18 protein-coding genes and 1 tRNA gene are annotated in these 24810 nt (G+C 58.1%); 7 read left to right on the top strand and 12 right to left on the bottom strand.

From position 1 onward, the window contains the following. The first annotated feature begins 602 nt into the window (after window positions 1-602). Both L0U80_RS09545 and L0U80_RS09550 read left to right on the top strand, forming a co-directional pair. Complete coding sequence (locus tag L0U80_RS09545) at window positions 603-1679, top strand: replication-relaxation family protein (protein ID WP_233863693.1); 1077 nt, start codon at window positions 603-605, stop codon at window positions 1677-1679. Between the two features lie 62 nt (window positions 1680-1741). After that, window positions 1742-2041, top strand: coding sequence for a DUF4131 domain-containing protein (locus L0U80_RS09550; protein ID WP_233863694.1), 300 nt, complete (start codon window positions 1742-1744; stop codon window positions 2039-2041). Between the two features lie 705 nt (window positions 2042-2746). Here L0U80_RS09550 and L0U80_RS09555 read toward each other — a convergent pair. The 7 genes from L0U80_RS09555 to L0U80_RS09585 form a co-directional block, all read right to left on the bottom strand. Beyond that, window positions 2747-3124 carry a hypothetical protein gene (locus L0U80_RS09555; protein WP_233863695.1) on the bottom strand — a complete coding sequence of 126 codons (378 nt, stop codon included), beginning with the start codon at window positions 3122-3124 and terminating at the stop codon, window positions 2747-2749. Window positions 3125-3223: 99 nt separating this feature from the next. Next, entirely contained in the window at window positions 3224-5962 is a 2739-nt protein-coding gene (locus L0U80_RS09560) for a DEAD/DEAH box helicase (RefSeq protein ID WP_233863696.1), read from the bottom strand. Then, window positions 5962-7662, bottom strand: coding sequence for a site-specific DNA-methyltransferase (locus L0U80_RS09565; RefSeq protein WP_233863697.1), 1701 nt, complete (start codon window positions 7660-7662; stop codon window positions 5962-5964). Before L0U80_RS09565 ends, L0U80_RS09560 begins: the two co-directional genes overlap by 1 nt. A gap of 10 nt (window positions 7663-7672) precedes the next feature. Continuing rightward, window positions 7673-9469 (bottom strand): AIPR family protein, encoded by a 1797-nt coding sequence (locus L0U80_RS09570; protein ID WP_233863698.1) that lies wholly within the window; start codon window positions 9467-9469, stop codon window positions 7673-7675. Beyond that, the gene (locus L0U80_RS09575) at window positions 9469-12363 is read right to left on the bottom strand and encodes an SNF2-related protein (protein WP_233863699.1); all 2895 of its coding nucleotides are present in this window, start codon (window positions 12361-12363) and stop codon (window positions 9469-9471) included. The genes L0U80_RS09570 and L0U80_RS09575 overlap by 1 nt, the downstream gene beginning before the upstream one ends. A gap of 67 nt (window positions 12364-12430) precedes the next feature. Then, a complete protein-coding gene (locus L0U80_RS09580; RefSeq protein ID WP_233863700.1) occupies window positions 12431-13330 on the bottom strand; it encodes a reverse transcriptase family protein in 900 nt (299 codons plus the stop codon). Next, window positions 13320-13625, bottom strand: coding sequence for a helix-turn-helix transcriptional regulator (locus L0U80_RS09585; RefSeq protein WP_233863701.1), 306 nt, complete (start codon window positions 13623-13625; stop codon window positions 13320-13322). The genes L0U80_RS09580 and L0U80_RS09585 overlap by 11 nt, the downstream gene beginning before the upstream one ends. A gap of 716 nt (window positions 13626-14341) precedes the next feature. Here L0U80_RS09585 and L0U80_RS09590 point away from each other — a divergent pair. Together L0U80_RS09590 and L0U80_RS09595 are read left to right on the top strand one after the other, a co-directional pair. Continuing rightward, window positions 14342-15088: a type IV toxin-antitoxin system AbiEi family antitoxin domain-containing protein gene (locus tag L0U80_RS09590; RefSeq protein WP_233863702.1), complete on the top strand. Its 747-nt coding sequence runs from the start codon at window positions 14342-14344 to the stop codon at window positions 15086-15088. Then, complete coding sequence (locus L0U80_RS09595; RefSeq protein WP_233863703.1) at window positions 15085-16005, top strand: nucleotidyl transferase AbiEii/AbiGii toxin family protein; 921 nt, start codon at window positions 15085-15087, stop codon at window positions 16003-16005. The genes L0U80_RS09590 and L0U80_RS09595 overlap by 4 nt, the downstream gene beginning before the upstream one ends. 199 nt (window positions 16006-16204) lie before the next feature. Here the strand turns inward: L0U80_RS09595 and L0U80_RS09600 are convergent. Next, window positions 16205-16281: transfer RNA gene (locus L0U80_RS09600), tRNA-Pro, on the bottom strand. Between the two features lie 121 nt (window positions 16282-16402). Here L0U80_RS09600 and sixA point away from each other — a divergent pair. Together sixA and L0U80_RS09610 are read left to right on the top strand one after the other, a co-directional pair. Beyond that, window positions 16403-16867, top strand: coding sequence for a phosphohistidine phosphatase SixA (gene sixA / locus L0U80_RS09605; protein ID WP_233863704.1), 465 nt, complete (start codon window positions 16403-16405; stop codon window positions 16865-16867). A gap of 178 nt (window positions 16868-17045) precedes the next feature. Continuing rightward, the gene (locus L0U80_RS09610) at window positions 17046-17864 is read left to right on the top strand and encodes a GNAT family N-acetyltransferase (RefSeq protein ID WP_233863705.1); all 819 of its coding nucleotides are present in this window, start codon (window positions 17046-17048) and stop codon (window positions 17862-17864) included. A gap of 93 nt (window positions 17865-17957) precedes the next feature. Here the strand turns inward: L0U80_RS09610 and ppx are convergent, their stop codons facing one another. Beyond that, window positions 17958-19550 carry an exopolyphosphatase gene (ppx, locus tag L0U80_RS09615; protein WP_233863706.1) on the bottom strand — a complete coding sequence of 531 codons (1593 nt, stop codon included), beginning with the start codon at window positions 19548-19550 and terminating at the stop codon, window positions 17958-17960. 202 nt (window positions 19551-19752) lie between these two features. On the opposite strand from ppx, the gene ppk1 reads away from it, so the two are divergent. Then, a complete protein-coding gene (gene ppk1, locus L0U80_RS09620) occupies window positions 19753-21816 on the top strand; it encodes a polyphosphate kinase 1 (protein WP_233863707.1) in 2064 nt (687 codons plus the stop codon). A 107-nt stretch (window positions 21817-21923) separates the two neighbouring features. Here ppk1 and phoR read toward each other — a convergent pair whose 3' ends face one another. The 3 genes from phoR to phoU all read right to left on the bottom strand — a co-directional run bounded on the left by phoR (window position 21924) and on the right by phoU (window position 24800). Beyond that, window positions 21924-23237, bottom strand: coding sequence for a phosphate regulon sensor histidine kinase PhoR (gene phoR, locus L0U80_RS09625; RefSeq protein WP_233863708.1), 1314 nt, complete (start codon window positions 23235-23237; stop codon window positions 21924-21926). A gap of 127 nt (window positions 23238-23364) precedes the next feature. Further along, window positions 23365-24066 carry a phosphate regulon transcriptional regulator PhoB gene (gene phoB, locus L0U80_RS09630; protein WP_233863709.1) on the bottom strand — a complete coding sequence of 234 codons (702 nt, stop codon included), beginning with the start codon at window positions 24064-24066 and terminating at the stop codon, window positions 23365-23367. 29 nt (window positions 24067-24095) lie between these two features. Beyond that, window positions 24096-24800 (bottom strand): phosphate signaling complex protein PhoU, encoded by a 705-nt coding sequence (phoU, locus tag L0U80_RS09635; protein WP_233863710.1) that lies wholly within the window; start codon window positions 24798-24800, stop codon window positions 24096-24098. Between the last annotated feature and the right edge of the window lie 10 nt (window positions 24801-24810).

Raw genomic sequence — 24810 nt, forward strand, 5'->3', positions numbered from 1 at the left:
TCCAGCCGTGGACCTAGCTGAGACAGTCGTGCGGGTATGGGTCCCGCTCAACTTCGGGAGCACGCCAGTGAGCATGCAGCTGCTCGCGACCGGAGACGGCGAAGCCGGTGCGCACCCCCGCCGTCGAAGCGCATAGCCATCATTGATGGTCTCGGATGCGAAAGCATCCGGGCTAACTGGCAGGGGTCCCCGTGCAGCGATGACGGCACAGCTGATCGCTGCACGGGGCAGCCAGTAGATGCACGGCGTGCCGGATCAGTGTGGCACCGCGATCTGACGAACAGTGGCCTCGATAGTGCGTACGTGATCGGCGGCGGGGGTGCGCACCGGCGCAGCCGGTCAGGATCGCATTCACTTTGATGCACGTCGCGATGAAGACGTCGTTGCGGCTCGCCCCCGGCGAGCCAGGCTGGATAAGGGGATGAGGCAGTTGCCTGTGCCCTGATCCTGCCGGGCAACGATTCCCCGATCACACAAAAACGGTGACCTCATGCGAGGCGTGCGCTACTACACGCCTGGTCGTGCATTCGCTATACGGGAGAAGGGGCAAGCACATCCGATCACACCTCGCAGCGCGCCCCGACTTGCCTCTCGGAGCACCTATGCAATCGACCCTACCCGAATCACCGACCATCGGAAACGATACCGCCACAACACCTGCACGGCGTATTGATCGCGGACTCACGCAATACATTGCGCCATCGAAGCTGAAACTGATCACGCGTACCCAGGCGCTGACACTCATCAATCGGCTGCGCGTCGTGCGGACCATCGATGTCGCTGCAGGCGTATTCCCCGAGCGCTCGTTCAAAGCGGCACTGACAGCTGCGCAGCGCGTCATGGGAAAGCTGGTTCGCGATGGACTCGTCCGTCGATACGTCACAGATCGTCATCAGCATGTATACGGCCTGACAACGGCAGGCGCGCGCTGGCTCAATGAACAGGGCAGCGAGGCATCTGCATCGATACGTCGCGTCACCGAGATGTCAAACCCCGAGCATTTACTTTGGGCCGGATTCATCACGCTTTGTTGCGAAGCACGTGGCATTCCGGCGATGACGGAATCCGAGGCCTTGCGAGAGATCGCGGCAGCCTCAGGTAACCGACGGCATGCTGAGTTCCTCAGCGTTGAAGTACACGGACTCCGTCGCGCCCTGCGTCCGGATGCACTGGCATTCGAAGGTGATGGGGTCACGTGGTTTGAGATCGACCGTAGCAAGCGCGGCGCAGATCGCGAAGCGGCTCTGGTTGCGCTAGCCATGAGCGTAGGGACACTACTGACGAACGGCATGGCGCTGCGCCGTGTCGTCGTGACCGCGCGCAATCCGCGCATCATGAACCGTGCGATGAGCCTGTTGCGTGAGCGAATACGCGCTAATGCGGGGCGTACGATGAACTCTACGAATGAGCGACGGATGATCGAGCACGAAGCGGGCAGCTTTGACGTTCGCGCACTGGTATTTGACGACGCTCGGCAACAGTTTGTCGAGCAGACTGTTGGACAGGTGATCGTGCAGTTGTTGCCGACCTGGCTGCCTCGATCTGGGCAGTCAAGCAATTCATCTACGGAGACATGCTGGCTGAACGAACACGACCTGCCGTATCGACGCCCTGAACGAATCGGAGCCTGGCCTGTGCCGCAATCGCCGCTCATTGATGCGATTGAAGCCGATCAGTGAGCGAGGTTGCTATACGTTTTGCATATTTGCACTATGCCATTCATTTCACGAGGACACACATCATGCAGGTTTACGGAAACGTCGCGACACCACCGCAAAGACGCGTATCTAAAACAAGTCAGCGGGCGTATTACGAGTTCAGAATGTGTGAATCGCAACGAGGGGTTGATACCGATCCCTCATGGTTCACGGTCCGCGTCATGAAAGACCAAGATCCTCGGCTCCAGCTTGGCGATTTTGTCAAAACGACGGGGAAGCTGAAAGCCGACTATTACCTGTCGAGAGAGGGTACGCCGACGGGCACGCTGCTGATATTGGCGTTTGAAGCGACGAAGATTTCGAAGCGAGAACCGGCGGCATAGGCGTCTTGAATTAAACCGGTCATGGCAGACCACCTCACTGATTTGGGCCTCCACTGCGGAGGCCCGTTTTTTTGCAGTGGCTGTACGCTGAAGCGTACAGCTAGAATTTCACCATGTAAAGCCTCGCTGCCGGTGAAACCGGCGAAAGGAAAACCCGCTTCTAATCAGGAGTACTTTTGTATTTTTTACAACAATACTTTTGAATTAGAAGAGTGCAGTGTTGGTGAGATGGACTCTCGGAGAGCAAAGCATCCCTAATCGCAGGCGACCTGCGATCCGTGCCTTGCTCCCCGGGTGTGCAGCGTCGGAGCCGACGTCCCCCATCGAGCACACGAATCGCGACGATACGTTCGTGCATGACCAGACTATTAGCGGATTCGTCCCGCCCTCGTCGCCCTCTGGTCACTTGCACCCAGGCTGCGCCTATGACTGTCCGCTCGGCGCCAAACCCGAACAGGCGCGGCGGTTATCCCTCCTCCACTGTCCGGGAGCCCGATCCGTTGGACTCACGAACATGTAGCGAATCGCTTTAAACGACGTGCATTTCACCGTACAATAGCCATGTTATTAGTATGGTTATTGGGCGGTGAACTCATCCCTCAGGTTCCGCCCGGTTATAGGTTACATGGTGTGCCATGCAACCGTCTGAGACGAGAAGCGATTGCGAAAATACCGGCCGCCGCCAATCACGGGGCCCCAGGCAGCTTATTTCTCGAGATCTGCGACAAGCTTACGGATCGGATGATCTTCGGGGAGATCCGTGATCTCTAACGACTGCAAGACACCCTCACCGGGAATGCCCATCGCCTCGTATTTCGCGTGTGCAGCCCCCACCAACGACAGATCAAACGGGGGCTGAAGCGTGTCTACGCCATCAAGTGCCTCATCGAGTGCAACCTTCAAAGCTTTTTCAGCACGGACATCGCCTTTGGATTCCGCGCTTTCTTGCAGCGCGCCGAGAACAGAAATCGCATAGCCCAGGTAACCCAGCGCTCGCGCGTCCTGTCCGCCGCGCAAATTGCCGTACGCATCACGGCACAGAGCCAAGGCTGCTTCAACCGCCTGACCATTCAATGCATTCATATTGCCTCGTGAGGAAAGTTATCCGTGTCGGAGCCACGTTCAGCATGGCTCCGCGCTGGATATCGGCACCGGTTCAAAAAACTTAATGATGCTGCCGCCTCACGCCTTTTGTTCGAAGCGAAGGAATGCACGCATCTGATGCGACTCAACGACCTCATCGTGCGGTACCAGGATGTACTTCCATGGCTTCCCGCCGACACTCTCAGTGTGCTCTGAAGCGAACTTGCACCAACGGGCTGCTGCAGCGGCCTTGGCCTTGACCTCGTCGGTTGTCAGATCATCCCGTTTTTTGGTCTCTGCCATGATGATTTCTGCGTCGGTCTCGACTACGAAGTCCGGAACGTATTCTGGCTGCTCGGTACCAAGCTTGTAATAGATCAAGAACTGTCCCTTCGCTGGCTTGAACCACCTCAGGGCATCGCGCTCCAGGATGACCGAGAAGCGCCGCTCCGTGTCCGAATCGAACTTCTGAAGCGGATACAAGCACTTCATGAATCCGCCAAATAGCATCGTCTTGATGCGGCTCACGTCTTCCACAGTTTCACGGAAATGGCGCGGAGCCTGACCAGTCGTTACCGTGTAGTTGCAGGACTTGAGTTCCGTAAAACCACGGCTAACCTGTACCTCGAAATCCGTCGCCTCTTCATAGAAGTGCGCCATCATCTGGGAGTGGATTTCATTGGCGATGGTCTTACGCTGGCCATCCAGAACATTGAGCGCATCCGCCTCCGACAGATAGCCGCTCAGGTGCTGAACCATCTGTCCAGCAAGGTCATAGAGCAGATCGGCTTGCGTGAAGTAGTCGATATCATCAAAGTCCACCAGCGCGTGAACAATATAGTCCTCCGGACGCTGCTCCTTCAGATTGACTTCAGCAGCCAGTGTGTCCTGCTCGTTAGTGCGTAGGTTTTGGATAATGATTTCCCGCTTACCCGGTTGCAGGTGGAGCTGACTTATATCCAACGTGAACGGACGGAAGCCCGTCGTAACCTCTCCCTTGGGCACCACAGCAATACGCGGGATGTCGATGGTTTGATCCACCACGATTTCCGTCGTCTTCGCCACAACGGCCGATAGATCCAGAGCGGGAGCAGCCGCGTCTACGCCCGCGAGCAGGTTACCTTGGGTCGGCTTCAGCCGTTCCTCGACCGCCACCAGAATTTCCCGCTGTACCTCCGGCTTGAGTAACGCGCCGCTGGTCGGCACTAGATCACGCTTGACCTCGTATTTGCCGATGACCTCCATAACCACGCGTGCTGCCTGCTTTTCGGCTTCAGTCGTAAAGATTGGAGCACGTGCAGGGCGAGCTTCGCCATTACCATTGGCAGTGACCGAAATAAATGTCGACGCCGAGTCTACTGCTGGTGCCTCTGCGAGTCCGAGGCGTTCCGCTGCCCCAGAGACTACCTGCACGCTGACCTTCTTGTCGTCCACGTTCGGTGCATCAAGGATGAGCTGCTTCAAGCGGATCGGAGAGTCGCCACGGTTGGCCTCGTCAATGATCTCCTGAAATTTGTCGTGTGCGACGATGTTCAGGCGATCCACTGCCGCCACGCCAGTGCGCTTGCCGTAGGGCAGACGCAGGCCTCGCCCGATACTCTGCTCGATTAGCGTGCGTGCATTGGCCGCACGCAGCGGGACAATGGTGTAAAGGTTGGTCACGTCCCAGCCTTCCTTGAGCATGTTGACGTGAATCACAATTTCTGTGGGTTCATCCATGCTCTCCACGGCCAACAAGCGCGTAATCATTTCCTCCTCTTCTGCGCCGGACCGACTGGAGTCCACCTGAATCACCTTACCCGCGTAACGTCCTTCGTAGAACTGTCCTGACTCGATCAACGCCTTGAGTTGTGCGGCGTGAGTCGTATCGCGGGCAATGACAAGCATGAAAGGCTTCACTGCCTTGACGCCGTTCTCGCGAGCATAGGTAAGCAGTTCGACCTTCGTGGTTTCATGCAAACGCACACCGTCTTCCAGCTTGATCTGCTCGACAGCTTCTGGGGTATGGTCACTAGCCTTGAAGTTACGCTGTGTGACGACTGCTGGTTCCTTGACGAAACCATCCTCCATCGCGCGTGCCAATGGGTAGTCCATCACCACGTTCTTGAACGGCACAGGCCCCTTGGCGGATTCCACGAAAGGCGTTGCCGTCACCTCCAGCCCAAACAATGGCTTCAGCTCATTAATGGCCCGCACACCCGCGCTAGCACGGTAGCGGTGAGATTCATCCATCAGCATCACAAGGTCTGGTAGGTTTGCCAGATGGTTAAAGTAACTGTCACCCAGAACTTCGCGCATTCGCTTAATACGCGGCTCCTTACCACCACGTACTTCGGAGTTGATCTTGGAGATATTGAAAATGTTGACGCGAACCTCTCCAAGCAGCTCACCACCCGTAATGTTCTGTTGATCGTAGTTATCGCCAGTGATGATGCGCGGCGGCTGTATCGCTAATTCACCGATTCCCCTGAATACGTACTTCGGCGTGTTAGGGGTGAAGTCAGCAATCAGCTTGTTGTAGATAGTCAGATTGGGCGCGAGCACAAAGAAATTGTTGATACCGTGCGCCAGATGCAGATAGGCGATGAACGCACCCATCAGTCGCGTTTTGCCCACGCCCGTGGCCAGCGCGAAACACAGCGATGGAAATTCGCGTTCAAAATCTTCTAACGTGGCAAATTCGCCCTTCAGCGAGGAAAGAACAGATGCGACATCCCATTCATGGCCGAGCAATTCGGGCGCAGCATCGAGCGCACGCACCAGTTTAGCGAGAGATTCCGCTTGAGGTGGGCGAAGAGACAGACGACCGGTGACAGCATGTAAGGTGCGGTCGTTCATTATTCGTTCTCCCCAAACAAGCCGCCTTGTTCAGCAGCCACGTTTCTGTCCTTAGATTTTTTGGGAGCTTTGCCCATTGCCGCAGGCTCGACCGGTTCAGGCTCAGCCATCGGCAGGTTCGCTACGTTGAGGCTATAGTCGTCGTGGCCCCATTCGCAACGAGTTAGCACCATCTTTGGAATCTTCTTCAGTGTCAGGTGCGGCCAACGTTCTACCGCCTTTGCCGCCGTTACGCCATGGAAGGCTGAGCAGCACACCAACAGGCTCTGGTCAGCGCCGACTTCCTCAGAAAGTGCCTGTAATTGGTCCACGGACAGATTCTGTGTAGTGACGTAGATGAAGTCCCTCTCGCTGGAATGGCCATGCTGCCACCACTGCACTTCGGAGGGCGCATAGTTGAAGCCTTCCAGCTTGCACAATGCCTCGGCAAGATGTGCCGCGTTGTAGTCTGGGTTGACAACCGGATTACCCCAACGATCATTGACGATCAGACTCGGTGCGAGATGATGGTAACGGAATCCGCCACCGCCTTTCCAAGCCGTACTTTCCGTAACACCACCCTTATCCTCACCGTCAACAACCTTTTTCAATCGGGGAATGATGTGCGTGTGAATATGCTCGCCCAACTCCACCATGATCCAGCGACGGCCCATTTTGTGAGCAACAGCGCCGGTTGTGCCGGAACCCGAGAACGAATCGAGAACAAGATCGCCCGGGGCAGTGGCGATTTCCAATACCAACTTCAGCAATTTTTCTGGCTTTGGAGTATCAAATTTTTCTTCAATTCCTGCTAATTCAGCCAGCAGTTTTGCCTCTTTGTTTGCCTCACGGTTGTCGCCTGCTTCCTCATAGCCCCACCAAGTCCATGGAACCATCTTATTTTCTGATTCATTCCAAAATTTTTTACGCTGAGCCATGCCATTGCCATCCAATCCGAAATAAATTCGATTGTCTGCATACAATGCCTCAAACTGCTCTTTCGTAGTACTCCAGCAGCGGCCTTTCGGCGGCCACAATGACTTCCCCCCAGGAGTAATAATCTCATACGTCAAATTCGGACGTATGTTCGGAGCATGAAATGGTACTGGCAACCAATCGCCTCGTGGATCTTTATCCGGATTCCGATAGGTGGCACGCTGTTTTTCACCGGCATCTAATTTATTGACGACGAAATACTCATGATTTTTTGCGTAAACGAGAATGTGATCATGAGCGGTCGACATCGCGCGAGCATCATTTCGCCGAGTCAGTGTTTTCTGCCATACGACATTCGACACAAAATTGGTTCGACCGAAAATTTCGTCACATAAAACTTTTAAATAATGAGCCTCATTATCATCAATGGTAATCCACAGCGAGCCATCATCGGCCAGCAACCGCTTAATGATTTCCAACCGGTCACGCATCAGGCCCAACCAAATCGAGTGCTCTAGCCCATCGTCGTAGTGCGTGAAAGCGCTACCCGTGTTGTAGGGAGGATCGATGAAGACACACTTTACTTTCCCGGTGAATTCCTGTTCCAGCGCCTTCAACGCCAGCAGGTTATCGCCAAAGATAAGTCGGTTATCAAAGATGTCATCGTCCGTCACGCGATGCTTGGCGTGATATGACTTTGCCGGATCTTCAAGCAGAATACGCGGCTCCAATTTGGGGCGCTTCTCTTTCCCGATCCATGTCAGTTCTAATTTTCGCTTGCTCATGGCATGGTTCTCACAATTGCGGCGCTCTGCTCGACAGATAGTCAATCAGGCGCTTGCGCGGATATGCATCCGTCGCATTATTGACATTACGCAGGTTGGGTAGTGCCGGGTCAGCGGTCAACACGAAGTGTGTTTCCATCAGATCGGCTAGAAAGCCCGCGACGCTACCCTGATTGCGGAAATAGGCCAGCGGCCCCTCGACCAACAGGTGCTGTCTCCCCAGGTCGAAGGTCTGCTGCCGAAGTTGATCGAGTGGTTGGCTGATTAACGCGGGGATTGCGGTCGAGTCGATGACTGTTGTCGCGCCAATGCGTTGGCGCAGGCGCTTCATCATTACGGCCATGATGACATGCAAGGCGTGTCGGTAGATTAGTTTTTCTTGGCTACGCGCAGCCGCGTTCTGTTCATAGTCCACTACGAAAGTACGGATGGCTCGGTGACACAGAACAGCGTTGATCAGCGTCGTTCCTGACAACACTCCGGGGAACAACGCTTGGTATTCGGCGGACTCTGGGTCAGCAAGTCGCGCTGGTTCGCTCTTGAGCCAGACCACGTAACGTGGATCGTCTTGTCGCGAGGCAAGCGCGCGCAAGGCTTCGTCAAGCGAAATGGCATGGGGGCCGGTCGCCGACGCTTCAGGGCGGTAGTGATAAACGAAGCCGAGGTGGGCAACCTCCTGACGCAACTGTTCCTGATTTTCGTCCAGCGAGGCGAAGTTTGCCGTTTGTACTGGATTTTGGTGGTTGCGGGCCTTGGTGACACGCTTGCCAAACAAGCCGTCCGCCGGTGCCTTGATCAGGGTGAACATCACCTTGGCATCATCGATGTTGCTATGAGGGTGCTGGGCTACGAACTCGGCCGCCGACGCAACCGTCTGCGCGCCATTGATAATAGACAAGCCGCGAACCTTGAATTTTCTAGCCCCATTGCTGGGGTTTTTACCTTTCGGTTCGATCTCGTCGCAGACCGCCGTCACGCCGTTATTGAGGTAGAAGAAGCTGTTCGGGTCATCGCGCAGGGTTGTCTTGATAGCCTTATTGACGTCCGATCTACCGCTTCCAAGGAAATAGCGGATGTTACGTTCGTATAATGCCTTGCCCTTGTCCTTGTGCAGAGCAACAAGATCAGCCAAGCGGACAATACCGTAGTACGTCGTGCGTGGATTTTCAACCTTGGCGTGCTTCTGTAAGACGATATCGGTGTGCACAGGCTGGTAGGCCTGTTCTGCCAACAAGTCGCGGACGACCTCCGACGCGGTATAGTATTCGACCTGTTTGTCGAGCCGTTCCTCGTCGAGATCTTCATCATTGAGCAAGGCTTGCAAGGCATCACTGGCCGTTTTAGAAATTCCGGCGCCGGTATAAGGCACAACCAACTTGATATGGCTACACGCATCAAGGGCGGCTTCGATATCAGCCGTCCGGGTTTTGAAATTCTCGTTAAATCCGGTGAAATCCTGCCTGAGCAGTAAGCGGATTCCGTCGCAGAATGGCAACGCGTCCTCTTGTTTAAACTGCTCGGACTCCTTCAACTTGGTTTGCAGCAGGTACAGGGTTTCCGAATCCTCCGCGTAGTAGATGGCATCGATTCCCTTGTCGTTGAAATCATCCACAACTGATGCGGCGGCGACCTGTGGAGTGAGGTCAAGCAGCTTGTGCAGAGCGAAGGCGCTGAAGGCTCGCGAGAGTTGCTTGACTGCCTGATCTTCTGGTTTTGCCGCACCGAGGAGCGGCGGAAGGAATGGCACGAAGCGATCCGCCAGAATTTTCTTCAGAATGACCATGTATTGCGAGGAAAGCGCAGCCATTACACCAACTCCCATTCGATGGTGAACAACGTGTGCTCCTCGACTTGTTGCTGGAGCTGCACCTCCAACTGGCTAATGAGATCGTTACGCTGCGCCTCGACCTCATCCTGCCGGATGAACAGTTCACGGCGCAGTTTGGTCCGTTTGCCCTCTAGCTCACGCTGACGCTTCTGGTGTGCCAGCTTTTCTTCGAGTGTGGGCGATATGGCCGCCGTACGGCGCACTTCCTTGATTTCGCGGTCGATCTCCTTGATTTCCTGCTCAAGGCCCAACTTAAGGTCGTCCGCCCACGCATCCAGTTTCTGCACTTCCTGTTCGAAGTAGCCTAAGTTGCGCTGATTAATGTCGCGCAGAAGTTCCGTCTTGCGGGCTGTCACATCGGCGACCAGTGCGGCATCGCCTGCATCGTTGAACAGGCTTGTTGCCTGCGTCGTGGCAGGCAAGCGCAATAATTTTTCCGGGTCATCCTCGTCCAGCGCGATTCCGTCAACGGTGCTGGCCACGACCAGCAGGTGCTGTTCCTGGTTGCCCAGGGCCTCCACCGAAACCAGCTTCAAGGTAAGCCATCCAGCCTTGCCACGATACGGCTCGAGCGTGCTGACCTTCGTACCATAAGCGTCGTAGTTGAATACGAGCTTGGCCCTATCGAGCGCGCGGGCCTTCGCCTGATCTGCGATCCACAACGCCAGCGGATGATTGATCCGGTACAGATGAGCGTCGCCAGATCGGCGTGGTAGCTCATAACGGCCCAACTCGATGCCTATCTGGCCGCTCGCCTCAATGTCGTCAGGCACACGCTGTAGATTGAATCCGCCATCATCAAAGCTGGCGCAATCGCCCAGTTCCGCCTGGCTCAAATCCATCAGCATTCGCTCAAAACGGCTGCGAGTGCTGCGGCTGTCTTCGGCACGGACACGAAGCTTGTCCTGTACTTCTTCGTCGAAGTTTTCCAACAGAACCTGACGCGTTTTGACCATCGCTTCGTTGATCTCGCCGGAAAGATCGAGCTGAAGCTGCTCGAAACTGGCCTTGATCTCGGCCGGTTCGCGGCAATTCTGGTAGATGTCAGCGATGCGACGCTCGAAATCGACGCCGGAGCCAATAGCCCCGAGCACTTCATCGCTAGCGCCGAACACACCTTCGAAAAGCTGGAACTTCTGATCCAGCAGTTCATACACGCGAGCATCAGCCTCGTTGCTGCGATCCACGAAATTGACGACCACTACGTCATGTTTCTGCCCGTAACGGTGGCATCGGCCAATGCGCTGTTCGATGCGCTGTGGGTTCCACGGCAGATCGTAGTTAATGACCAGAGAACTGAACTGGAGGTTGATACCCTCGGCCCCGGCCTCCGTAGCGATCATCACAGTACCGCGTTCCTTGAAATGCTCGACCAGTGCCGCACGAGTGTCTGCAGTCTTGGAACCGGTGATACGGTCACTACCTTCGTGACGCTTCAGCCAGTCCTTGTAAATAGCTTGCGCACGCGCATCGCTGTTAGTGCCATTGAAAAGGACGATGCCATTGCCGTAGGTTGTGTCGGCTAGCAGGGTAAGCAGATAGTCCTGTGTGCGCCTGGATTCGGTAAAGATGATGGCTTTCTTGGCCGCACCAAGTCGATCCAGTTCAGCAAATGCCTTGTCCAGGGCCGTTAGCAGTGCCTTGCCTTTGGCATCGTCACGGATGCTGGTAGCCAGAGTCTTGAATTGACGTAACTCATCGATTTCACTCGAAATGGCATCACGTTCACCCTGATCAAGCGGGGCATCTTTTGCGCCCGAATCGCTATCGTCAGAAGAGAACTCCTCGGCGGTTTCGTCGAGCGATTCGTAGTCTTCGTCCAATTCATCGCTCAGATCAACCACAGGCGAGTTTTCCAGAACACCCTGGAGTCGGTTCGCCATCGTTTCCAGCGCACCGGCAATCGCGTGAGTGCTGGAAGCCAGCAGCTTCCAGAGGACTAGCGAGATCAGCTGCCGTTGCGCATTGGGCAGCGCATTCAGATTAGGGCGTCGCAGATAGTCCGCGACGAGCCGTGAAAGCTCTTGCTCCTCGTCCGACGGAGTGAATTCCTGCACGATTGCCTTACGTGCCGTGTATGACACGTAAGGCTGGACTTGCTTGCGCAGCGTGCGCTTGCAGACGGACGAAAGACGATTCCGTAAAGCACTGAAGGCCTGGTCGCGCGCCTGTCCGGTGAACTGTGAGCGAAAGCTATCGAGGTCGCCGAAGACGCGGTCATCGACAATACTGACTAGGCCATAGAGTTCCAGTAGAGAGTTCTGTAACGGAGTCGCGGTGAGAAGCACCTTGGACTGTACATGCGCCATCGCATCTTTCAGCGTCTTGCCTATGACATTGCTAGTCTTATAGACGTTACGTAGGCGATGTGCCTCGTCGAGCACGACTAAATCCCACGCAATATCCTTGATGTCGTCGGCCTTGGCCTTGGCGAACTGATACGAGCAGATGATCGGCCCTGTCGTCATCTGGAACGGGCTCTGTTGGTTCTGTTTGCGAATAGCGTTGTAGCTCTTGGCTTCCAGAATTACGCCCTGAAGCCCAAACTTGTCTTGCAGTTCTTGATGCCACTGTTTACGCAAATTAGCTGGAACGATGATGAGAATCTTGCGTCGGCGCTCAGCCCAGCGCTGCGAAATGACCAGTCCAGCCTCAATGGTTTTGCCAAGTCCCACTTCGTCGGCAAGAATAACGCCCCGCGACAAAGGGTTACGGCAAGCGAAGAGAGCGGCATCGACTTGATGCGGATTCAGATCGACCTGGGAATCGACCAGGGTCGAAGCCAGCGACTCGACTGAGTCGCCAGCGGCGCGACGAGTAAGCAGCCAAGCAACATACTGGCTTTGATGTGGTGTCAGCAACTGTTGCGTCATCTTATGTGTTTGTCCGACTTCTCGTTTTATTTACCCCATACACCACTGCAGATGCATTGCTTATGCGCTACTGGCTTCCGGTTTTCAACGCGGGACTGTGATCCGCATTCCACGTCTCGATTTGTTTGGCTTCCTGCAATCGACCACGCAGTGATGCTAGAAGTGGGGTGCGCTCAGCGTCAGGCATCCGAAGACGCAATGCCTTTCTCGTCTCATGGATCATTTTATGGCGTGAATTCGGAAGACGTAACCCGTCTGCGCTCAGTACGACACCGGTCACAATTTTGGGTTTATGTGCCGAAAAGGTCTTGGATTTATCATCCTTCGTCGAAAGACCATGCTTTCGAACTACCCCACGCACCTGGTACAGCAATGCCTTAGTAGCACGCTCACCCGAGATTACAATGTCGTCGACATAGCATGTCATCTGGCAACCGTGAGACACCGCAAGATCATGAATTTGCTGGAACATCTCTTCGTGCGAGAAAAATGCCAGTGATCCACTCAGGTAACTTCCAGTCGGAAGATGTTTTCCTTTGAAGCAGGACAACGTCGCGAGCAGGTACGCGACATCGGGCGAGCATTCGAAGCGCCGGTGGAACAGGTCATACACCGCGCTGAACTTGGTGCTCGGATAGAACTTAGAAATATCCGTCTTGATGAGAGGAACCCGACCGCAGTGAGCCCCTGTATTCGAGATATACGACTCGCCCTTGACGGATCGGACGTACGAGGGGGCAGCCAATCGGGCCAGCAGCGTGGCGATTTTTTTATGTACAACGCTAAGTGCCCCCTGCGGATGCTGAATAGTCCGCCCCTTGTCGTTGACGAATACATGGTAGCTACCCTCACCGACAAGCGAATCAACGTCAGCAAGATCAAAAGCCAATAACTCAGCAGCCCGCTTCCTCGACGAAAGTCGAAAAAAAGGGGACTGCCGAAAGTCATATCTCTCCTTAGTTGCCATGCGTGAGAGCTTCCTTGTCAGCGACCCATTCAAGCAGTCGCAGTATCTTGTCCGCCGCCTTGACTCTGAGTCTCCCGCCAGGCCCTTGAGCTTCCAGATGTTCGGAAAAAAGCATGATGGACGAAACCGGGATCTTGAAAATCTCCGAATACTGCTTCAGTAGCTCAACGCTCGGCGCCTTCAGCCCTGACTCGATCTCGCTGAGGTAGGAGTTCGATATCCCTAGCCGCTTGGCAAGCTCGGTCTGCGATAACTGATGGAATGCGCGAATGAGCTTTAGCGCGCGATTCAACATGCCATAGCTCCTTCTAAAAATAGGGGGCGCTAGCTACGCCAGTGATCATAGACGCGCGCTGCCAAGTCAATCACCCGTAGGACTGCTACGGCGAACCGTAGCGTCTTCGGGTTGATCAGCGCGGACGCGATCCGACCAGCTAGCCCCCGCCGTTTGGAGGTCTTGATGCCCATGGATCGGCTCCTTCAGTTACGCCATCGCACCACGCAATGGCTCTCGCACGTAACTGAAACGGAACAAACGGCGGTACTACCCCCTACCCAAGAAGAGTGCACGCTGCTCGCAGGCGTGCACTCTCGCGCCACACGGGACACAGTACGACGTGCCGGACACATGCGCCGCGAAACAGCAGAACCTTTCGGCTCCACGACCCGTTGGGCCAAAACAGCAACGAGATTATTCCGAACCCTCAATCGCCAGCATAGCACAGCCTTCGCATAGCGCAACATATTTTCGCAAATAGCGAAATTCAGGCTCGTAAGCGTAAGCACTAAGTTGTTTGTTTGGTAGATTCTTGACTGCCTCACCTCATCATGCCCCTATATAGGGGCATGATGAGGTGAGGCAGTCAAGGGCTGCATAGATTTATGCAAATTTTTCTCGTGTATCGTGAAGATGGATGATTTTTGTATTCCGTCTTGTAGAAGATGTCGTCGAGTTAAGGTCCTGCATTCCTCTTGGAAAGAGCATAAATTTATCCGTATAATTCTCCTCATATGGGAACTTCGCCAAATTTTCTATTCAGAAAACTTCTGCCTGAGCTTCCGCGCGGCACTCCGCTCGGAACAGCCTGGCTGCTTGAGCATGGGCTAACGGCGAAGCAAACTGCCCGCCTGGCAGAGGACGGGTGGCTCACCCGTCTCGGGCATGGTGTGTATTTGCTGCCCGGCGACAAACTGGATCGCGATGCGTCTCTAGCCTGGCTCGCAAAAGATGTCCCTGGCTTGCATGTGGCGGCCAAGACCGCATTGGCATGGCGTGGCGTGCGGCATAACCTCCCGGCCCGTGAAACGCTGACGCTGTGGGGTAATCATCCTGCAAAGCTACCCATATGGTTTACAGCGGCGTTTCCGGCCCATTACCAGAGTACCCATATATTCGACGACGCAATGCCGCCGGATCTTGGCCTAGCTCCGCTACCTGCTGGTCGTAGCGATGTCCTTGTATCTACCACTGAACGTGCCATGCTCGAGCTCCTTAACGACGTGGGCAAGCGTCAGGGGCTGGAGGAGACGGGGCATCTCGTCGAAAGCATCCGTTCTCCACGCCTGCAGATCCTGGAAGAACTGTTTACCCACCTGAACCGCATCAAGGTCGTTCGCCTGGCCTGCCAGCTTGCAGACGAACTGGATCTGCCATGGAAGTCGCTGGCGTTGCATCACAGCGAGCGCCTAGGGGGCGGGCGGCGCTGGGTATCGGTTGGCAAAAGCGGTGAGCGCCTTAATTTAAAGCGTCCAACATGAACAACGAGTACATCAATACAGTGCAGCTTCTGCTGCTCGTCGCACCGGCAATTTTTGAGTCGCCGTGCTTTGCCATGAAGGGCGGCACGGCCCTCAATCTATTTGTGCAAAGCATGCCCAGACTGTCGGTCGATATCGATGTCGTTTTTGTGCCGTACCAACTGCCACGCGACGAGGCGCTACAGCGCATTGCGGATGAGCTGGCCGCCGCGAAGGCGAGACTGGAAGCGCTTGGCCTGCGGGCTGATCTGCGGAAGACCAAAGACGGAAACGAAGCCAAGTTGTTCGTCTCAAACGGCGAGCACGAAGTTAAGATCGAGGTGAACTTTGTCTTCCGGGGTACGGCACTGCCACCGGTTCGTACGTCGCTGACTGAAGATGCTCAGAAGATGTTCGCGGCCAATATCGACGTGCCAATACTGGCAACCCCGGAGTTGTACGGTAGCAAGTTAGTCGCCGCGTTGGATCGCCAGCATCCACGAGACCTGTTCGACGTTCAGTTGATGTTCGCGCGGTTCGGGTTGCCGCCTGAATTCCTCGACTGCTTTGTCATCTATTTGGCAGGCCATAACCGGCCCGCGCATGAGGTGCTGTTTCCCAACGAGCAGGACATTGACGCCGTGTTTGAAGCGGAGTTCGTCGGCATGACGAATGTGCCAGTGACGCTGGACGAGCTGAAGGCGACCAGAAAGAAACTGATGGCCGAATTGCCGAGAGCCTTGTCCGAGCAACAGCGGGGTTTCCTGTTGTCGTTGGTTCAGGCGAAGCCGGACTGGGACCTGCTGCCGTTCGGGCATGTCAGAGAGCTGCCAGCAATCCAGTGGAAATTGATGAATCTGGCCCGGTTGCAGAAGAACCGGGTGAAGTTCCAGCAGCAGCACGACGAACTGTTCGAGCGCCTCGCGCGCCTCGGCTGATGGCCATGTGTCCGGCCAACGTCGCGTGGACTGGGCGGGCTCCGCCTGAATTCCGCCCGAGATGACAAATTCCCGAAAAATGTTACCTGTTACCTACAGTGTTACCTAAACCGGAAAAATCCAAGGAAGCGGGCAAATCGATCTAAAAACAAAAAACCCGCACAGCCTTACGCCATGCGGGTTTCCGTTTTTTCATGCGTGGTCGGAGCGATAGGATTCGAACCTACGACCCTCTGATCCCAAATCAGATGCGCTACCAGGCTGCGCTACGCTCCGACGAATCAGTGATTATATTGGGTGACACCCACTTCCGTCAAATCGGGCCACCGCGCCTTGCTGCGAACAGCCCGCGCGTGCACCATGCGAGGACCCGCCGTCCCCATTGAAGGAGTCATAGATGGACCTCATCCTCTGGCGCCACGCCGAAGCCGAAGAGATGGCCGCCAGCGACCTCGCCCGCCAGCTCACCACACGCGGCCGCAAGCAGGCGCAGAACGTCGCGAAATGGCTGCGCGCGCGCCTGCCCGATGACGCCCTCATCCTCGCAAGCCCGGCCACCCGTACGATCCAGACCGTCGAAACACTCACCGACCAGTACCGCGTCGTGCGCGAACTCGCCCCCAACGCGAGCGTCGACGACGTTCTCAAAGCCGCCGGCTGGCCCGGCGGCCTCGCACCGACGGTGGTAATTGTCGGCCACCAGCCCGTGCTCGGCGAAATCGCCGCGCAGCTCCTCTCGAGTGGCCAGGATCAGCGCAGTTGGGCGCTGAAGAAAGGCGCGCTGGTCTGGATCGCCAGCCGCGATCGCAACGGCAACGGACAGGCCGTACTCCACGCCGCGATCACACCCGATCTCGCCTGATACCTTCTGCTCCGGCGTGCGCCCGAACCACGCCCCTCTGGGGCGCCCATGTGCGCAACCTGGTCCTACGTACGCCTTACGTCGCGTCATCGAATCGTCATTGCGTTGCCATGGTGATGTAACGAGCCGTTACTACATTGGCCGGAAAAGTTTCATTACCATCCGACCAGGACGCACCATGCGAGATCTGCCGACGCACACCCTGCCGCTCGCCTCGACGTTGTTCGAGTCGAACCGGCGTCTGCCGCGCGCCGAAGAAACGATCACCGCGCAGCATCGCCTGCAGGTGACCTGGGCGCGCAGCGACGAAGAGCTGCGCGAAGCGCAGCGCCTGCGCCACCGTGTGTTCGCCGAAGAAATGGGCGCGCGCCTCTCCGGCCCCGCGGGCCTCGATGTCGACGCGTTCGACGGCTACTGCGATCACTTGCTCGTCCGCGACCTCGACACGCTCAAGGTCGTCGGTACCTATCGCGTGCTGCCGCCGCACGAGGCACTGCGCATCGGCCGCCTCTACGCCGAGAGCGAATTCGACGTCTCGCGCCTCGCGCATCTGCGTCCGAAGATGGTCGAAGTGGGCCGTTCGTGTGTGCATCCCGATTTCCGCAGTGGCTCGGTGATCATGTCTCTGTGGGGTGGCCTCGGTTCGTACATGACGTACAACGGCTACGAAACGATGCTCGGCTGCGCGAGCGTGTCGATGGCCGACGGCGGCCACTACGCGGCGAACCTCTACGCATCGCTCGGCGCGAATGCGCTCACGGCGCCCGAATATCGTGCGTTCCCGCACACGCCTCTGCCCGTCGAAGAACTGCGCACGGGCGCTAGCGCCGTGCCGCCGCCACTCGTCAAGGGCTATCTGCGTCTCGGCGCAAAGATTTGCGGCGCGCCCGCCTGGGACCCCGATTTCAATACCGCCGATTTCCTCACGCTGTTCCGCCTCTCCGAAATCAACGAGCGCTACGCGCGTCACTTCCTCGGCGACGCCGTCGCGCGTTAAGTCCCGCGACGAAGTACGTAAAACAAAACGCCCGGCGAACAGCCGGGCGTTTTGTTTTGAAGTTTTGAACTACCGAGGCAACTCCACCTTCATTCAGTCATCCGAATAAACCACACGATACGGAATGCCGACTTTCCCCCACTCCGCCGCTTCCTGAATGAGGTTGTAGTCGGTGAGCGGATTGTTCTGGACCCACGCGTTGGGCAGGCGCACCTCGTAGCCGCTACCCTCGTGCGCGACCGAAATCTCGGGCAGGCCGATGTCGGCGCGGCGGCGGCTAAGCAGTCCCGCGAGGCGCAGGCAGAACAGTAGCGGCCATTCAACGTCGCGCGCCTGCGAGAGCTTCCCGAGTTTGCCCACGTGACCGAGCACGAGCGCGGCGAGCCGCGACTGGTCGGTGCGCGAGAAACCCGGCATGTCGGCGTTGCTCGCGATATAGGCCGAATGCTTGTGATACGCGCTATGCGAGATCGAAAGCCCGATTTCATGCAGCGACGCCGCCCAGCCGAGGAACATGCGGTTTTCCTCGCGGCGTTCTTCGTCGCTCTCTTCCCCGGACGCGCAGAGCTGGTCGTAGAACCCCATGGCCAGCTCGCCGATCCGCCCTGCCTGCGCACGATCGACGCCGTAGCGGCGCATGAAGCCCTCGACGGTCACCGTGCGCATGTCCTCGTGCTGCGAACGCCCGAGCAGGTCGTACAGGACGCCGAGGCGCAGCGCGGCGTCGGTGGTGTCGGCATAGTCGACGCCCAGCTCGTCGAACACCGCGATCATGATCGCGAGGCCGCCCGCGAGCACCGGCACGCGGTCCGGCTTGAGCGCGATGAGCTTCAGGCGATTCACGTTCTCGGCCTTGATCAGGGCCCGCTTGAGCCGCTCGAGCCCGCCGCGCGTAATGCCGTGCGTGACGCCCGAATCGTTGAACCCGTTCGCCTCGACGAGCTCCGCAAGCGCGCGCGCCGTGCCCGACGAACCGATCACCTGCTCCCAGCCGGTTTTGCGGTAGTCGGAGGAAATAATCTGGATTTCGCGCGTGGCCGCGAGTTCGGCCTGGCGCATCGTGTACTCATCGACGTTGCCGGCGGGAAAGAACTGGCGGCTGTGGCTCACACAGCCGATATAGAGGCTTTCCATACGGATCGGCGTGTAGTGCGCGCCGATGATGAACTCCGTCGAGCCACCACCGATATCGACGACGAGCCGCTTGCCAGCGCTCGCCGGCACCGAATGAGCCGCGCCCGCGTAAATGAGGCGCGCCTCTTCGCGGCCCGCGATGACTTCGATCGGAAAACCAAGCGAGGCTTCGGCCTCGCCGAGAAATTCGCGCGCATTCTTCGCGACACGCAGCGCGTTCGTCGCGACCGCGCGCACATGATCGGGATGGAAATCGCGAAGGCGTTCGCCGAATCGTTTGAGCGCGTCCCAGCCGCGCACCTGCGAAGCGCGGTCGAGCATTTTGTCTTTCGAAAGCCCTGCGGCGAGGCGTACCGGTTCGCGCAGCGCGTCAACCGGATAGATCTGGCTACCGGCTTCGGTTTCTTCGACCCGGCCAACGATAAGACGAAAGCTGTTCGAACCGAGATCGACGGCGGCAATCAGGTGCGGATTGGTGAGCATCGAGGGAGCAGGCTCCATGCGAGCGAGCGCTGCCATCCGGGCGGCGGCCGCGCTGTTGAAATGTGTCATTTTAAGCGCTCCCGCTTTCACGATGTCGCTCCTCGCGCGCGTCACCTTGAACCACTGTGCATGATCGCCACGAGAGTTGTCGTTTTCGTGATAATGGAGCGTAGAATTAATGACACACCGAATGTCACAATAATTTCATACTACTGTGCGAATTTCCGAGCGTCCGTTCGAAATACATCCTGACATTCAGTTTTCATCACCGATGTCCATCCGCTACCCTTTACTCAATCGCGAGCTGGGCATTCTGGGATTCAACGAGCGCGTGCTCGCGCAGGCGGCTGACCCCGCCGTCCCGCTGCTCGAACGTTTGCGCTTCATTTGCATTACCAGCAGCAATCTCGACGAGTTCTTTGAAATCCGCATGGCCGGGCTTCAGGAGCAGATGCGTGATAACCCTGGCGCGCTCTCGCCCGATGGCATGTCGCTACAGCACGTCTACGACCTCGTGGTCGAGCGTGCGCAGCGTCTCGTGCATCGCCAGTACGTCATGCTGCACGAGACCGTGCTGCCCGCCCTCGAACAGGAAGACATTTTTTTCCACGGTACCGACGACTGGAACGAGGCCCAGACCGCCTGGGCGCGCAAGTACTTCGTCGACGAACTGCTGCCCGTCCTCACGCCAATCGGACTCGATCCCGCGCACCCATTTCCGCGCGTGCTTAACAAGAGCCTGAATTTTGTCGTCGAGCTCGAGGGCAAGGATGCCTTCGGCCGGCAGGCCGTCATGGGCATCGTCCAGGCTCCGCGCGCGCTGCCGCGACTCGTGCGCATGCCGCAGGAGTTGTCAGGCTTCCAGTATGGCTTCGTGCTGCTGGGGGCGCTGTTGCAGCGCTTCGTCGGCGAGCTGTTTCCCAACCTCGTCGTGCGCAGCTGCAACCAGTTCCGTATCACGCGAAACAGCGAACTCTTCGTCGATGAGGACGAAATCACGAATCTGCGCGTTGCGCTGCAAGGTGAATTGCCGGCGCGACACCTCGGCAACGCGGTGCGGCTCGAAGTGTCCGCCGCGACGCCGGCGCATATCGTGAAGCGTCTGCTCGACGAGAGCGGGCTCAGCGAAAAGGACTGCTATTACGTCGACGGCCCCGTGAATCTCGTGCGCCTCATGCACTTGCCCGAGCTGGTGGACCGCCCCGAGCTGAAATTCGTGCCGCACGTTCCGACCATTCCGGCACGCGTTGCAGCGGGCAGCAACATGTTCGACGTGATCGATCAGGGCGATGTTCTGCTGCACCATCCGTACGAAAGCTTCCAGCCTGTGCTGGAACTGCTCCTGCAGGCTGCGAATGATCCGAGCGTCGTCGCGATCAAGCAGACCATCTACCGCACGGGCACCGACTCACCGCTGATGGACGCGCTCATGCAGGCCGCGCGCAACGGCAAGGAAGTCACCGTGGTGGTGGAACTGCTCGCGCGCTTCGACGAAGAAACGAACATCAACTGGGCCTCACAACTGGAAGCAGTGGGCGCGCACGTGGTCTACGGCGTGGTCGGCCACAAGTGCCACGCGAAGATGATGCTGATCGTGCGCCGCGTGCCGGTGAACGGCCGCACGGTGCTGCGCCGCTACGTCCACCTCGGCACGGGCAACTATCACCCGCGTACCGCACGTCTCTACAGCGACTTCGGGTTGATGACGTCCAAGCCGACGATCTGCGAAGACGTGCATCACGTGTTCCAGCAATTGACCGGCATCGGCGGCGAACTGCAACTTCACGAACTGTGGCAGTCGCCGTTCACGCTGCACCCGAAGGTCATCGAGTCGATCCGGGCCGAAGCCGAAGCTGCGCGCGCTGGCAAGAAGGCGCGCATCGTCGCGAAGATGAACGCGCTGCTCGAACCCACCGTGATCGACGAGCTTTACGAGGCGTCACAGGCTGGCGTGAAGATCGACCTGATCGTGCGCGGCGTCTGCTCGCTGCAGCCGGGCGTGCCAGGGCTCTCCGAGAACATCACGGTGCGCTCGATCGTCGGCCGCTTCCTCGAGCATCACCGGATCTACTACTTCTACGCGGGCGGCGAGGAAAAAGTCTATCTGTCGAGCGCCGACTGGATGGATCGCAACCTGTTCCGGCGCGTCGAGGTGGCCTTCCCGATCGACGACCGGCGCCTCAAGCGTCGCGTGATCGCCGAAGGCCTTTCGACCTTCCTCGGCGACAATCAGGCGGCGTGGCTCATGCAGAGCGACGGCCACTATCGCCGCCGCCGCGCGGGCAAGGCGATACGCAATGCACAGATGAGCCTGCTGTCGAAGTTCTGTCCGTGATTGCGCCGCGCCGCTTCGCGCGGCGATCGAAGCTCGAAGCTCGAAGCAAACAAAAAGGCCGCGCAGATTTGCGCGGCCTTTTTCTTGCCCTCGCCGTCCGTCGACGATTAAGCCGGCGTCGGCTGCCGGCGCGCCGTGCGCGCGGCCGGGAATCGCACCGTGAACGTGCTGCCCCGCCCTTCCTCGCTCTTCACGTCGAGCACCGCGTCGTGGCGCTGCAGCACGTGCTTGACGATCGCGAGGCCGAGGCCCGTTCCACCCGTGTCGCGCGAACGGCTGCGATCGACGCGATAGAAGCGCTCCGTGAGGCGCGGTATGTCGGCCGCCGGAATACCCAGCCCGCTGTCCGTCACCGAGAACACCGCGCAATTGTTTTCGGCGCGCCACGACAGATGCACGGTCCCGCCTTCGGGGGTGTAGCGCACTGCGTTGGTCGCAAGATTGCCGAGCGCGCTCAACACCTCCGTCTCCGAGCCAGTCACGCTCAGGCTGTCGTCAAAGTCCGCCGTGATGCGATGATGTCCGCCGGAGAGATTCTCGGCGTCTTCGCGCACGTGACACAGCACCGCCCGCATATCGACCATCTGGTTGCTCTGGACTCGCGCCTCGCCTTCGAGCTGCGCGAGCACCAGCAGATCCGTCACGATGTGGCGCATGCGTGAGGCCTGCTGCTCCATCAGTTCGAGGTAGCGTGCGCGCTCGCTTTCGGACAGCGGCAGTTCCCGCATCGTCTCCAGAAAACCCGATAGCACCGTGAGCGGCGTCTTCAGTTCGTGCGAGACGTTCGCGACGAAGTCGCGGCGCATGGCGTCGGTTCGCTCGAGTTCGGTGATGTCCTGAGTCAGCACGAGCTTGCGGTTGTCGCCGTACGGAAACACCTGGACCGAAATGACGTTCTGCCGGCTGCTGCCCATGCCACGCATGATCAGCATCTCTTCGTAACGGTTCGAATTCAGGTAGCGCACGAAGTCGGGCTGGCGCACGAGGTGCGTGATGTGCTGGCGCAAATCGCGCCTCGCGTCGAGCCCGAAGTGCTGTTCGGAAATCGCGTTGCACCACTCGATCTGGTCGTGATCGTCGAGCATGGCGACGCCGTTGGGCGACGCCTGGATCGCCTGGATGAAACGCGAGTGCTGCTGCTCGACCTGGCGCACCTGGGCGTGCCAGCGCTTCGCAAGCTTGTGCAGACGATAGTAGATTTCGCCCCATACGCCGGGGGCGCTCGGCACCTCGCCGTAGACCGGCGCATCAAGCAGATGCCATAGGCGCTGCTTGTGAAACGTACTGAAGAAGAGCTGCACGAGCAGTATGCAGACAGCCAGCGCCAGCGCAAACTTCACGCCGAACAGCGCACCGATTCCCGCGCACACGAGCGCGAGCAGTACAAGCGAAACAATGGAGCGCGCCCAGATGATGTTCATGTTCCTGCTTGTCGAAGATAACCCGTCCGAACCAGGCGCGACATGGACCTGTTAGCGACGCGCGGGCGGCCCGGAATCCACCCGGAGGCGCGCCGCGGCATGCGGCGCGCTTGAGTGCAACGGTGCGTCAGGCGCTCTTGGCGAGACGATAGCCGCTACCGCGCACGGTCTCGATCATAGCATCGCACCCCGCCGGCTTAAGCGCGGCACGCAGACGCTTGATGTGCACATCCACAGTCCGCTCTTCGACGAACACGTGGTCTCCCCAGACCTGATCGAGCAGTTGCGTGCGGCTGTGCACGCGCTCCGGGTGAGTCATGAAGAAGTGCAGCAGGCGGAACTCGGTCGGACCGAGGTCGAGCTTGATCTCATTTCCCTGCGCATGCGCGGCCACGCGGTGCGTGGCGGGATCGAGCTTGAGACCGTTGATTGCGACGACGTCCTCGGTGAGCTGCGGCGCGCGGCGACGCAACACCGCCTTGATGCGCGCCATCAGCTCCTTCGGCGAAAACGGCTTCGTCACGTAATCGTCCGCGCCGATTTCGAGGCCGAGCACCTTGTCCTGCTCGTCGCCGCGGGCGGTCAGCATGATGATCGGAATATGCTTCGTGCGCTCGTTGTTGCGCAGATCGCGCGCGAACGAAACACCCGACTTGCCCGGCAGCATCCAGTCGAGCAGGATGAGATCGGGCAGCACGTCGCTGATGAGATTCTGCGCCTGCTCCGCGTTATACGCGCGGATCGGACAATGACCCGCGTGCTGCAGATTCACCGAAATCAGCTCGGAGATGGCGGGCTCGTCTTCGATGACAAGAATGCTGCTAGGCATCGGCACCTCTTGATCTTATAAGCGGGTAATTAGCTCAGCGCTTCGCGTTCGAGCGCGTCGCGCGACTTGTGGCGCACGTCGGTGCCCTTCACGATGTAAATGATGAACTCGGCGATGTTCTTCGAATGATCGCCGATCCGCTCGATCGCCTTCGCGATGAACAGATAGTCGAGCCCGACCGAAATCGTGCGCGGATCTTCCATCATGTACGTCACGAGCTTGCGAACGAATGCGCGGAATTCTTCGTCGATCGCCTTGTCGTCGCGCACGATCTGCGCGGCGGCCACGGTGTCGAGACGCGCGAATGCATCGAGCGCGCGGCGCAGGATCGAGACGGCCATCTCGCCGGAGACCTTGATCTCGGCGATGTTCACACTGCGCGACGCGCCGTCTTCCATCAGGCGCTTCGTGCGCTTGGCGATTTTTTCGGCTTCGTCGCCGGCGCGCTCCAGGTTCGTGATGGTCTTCGAAATCGCGAGCAGGAGGCGCAGGTCACGCGCGGCCGGCTGGCGACGCGCGATGATGTTGCTGCACTCCTCATCGATCTCGACTTCCATCGTGTTGAGGCGGTCTTCGGTCACGATCACGCGATCGGCGGCAGCTGCGTCGAAATCGTTCAACGCCTGCATCGCCGTGATGATCTGCGATTCGACGACGCCCCCCATTTCGAGGACCTTCGACGACACGAGGTTCAGATCGGCGTCGAACTGGCTGGACAGATGTTTGTCGGACATGTCGGGCTCC

Origin of the sequence: Paraburkholderia adhaesiva (assembly GCF_021390575.1) — a bacterium.
Lineage (GTDB): Bacteria > Pseudomonadota > Gammaproteobacteria > Burkholderiales > Burkholderiaceae > Paraburkholderia > Paraburkholderia adhaesiva.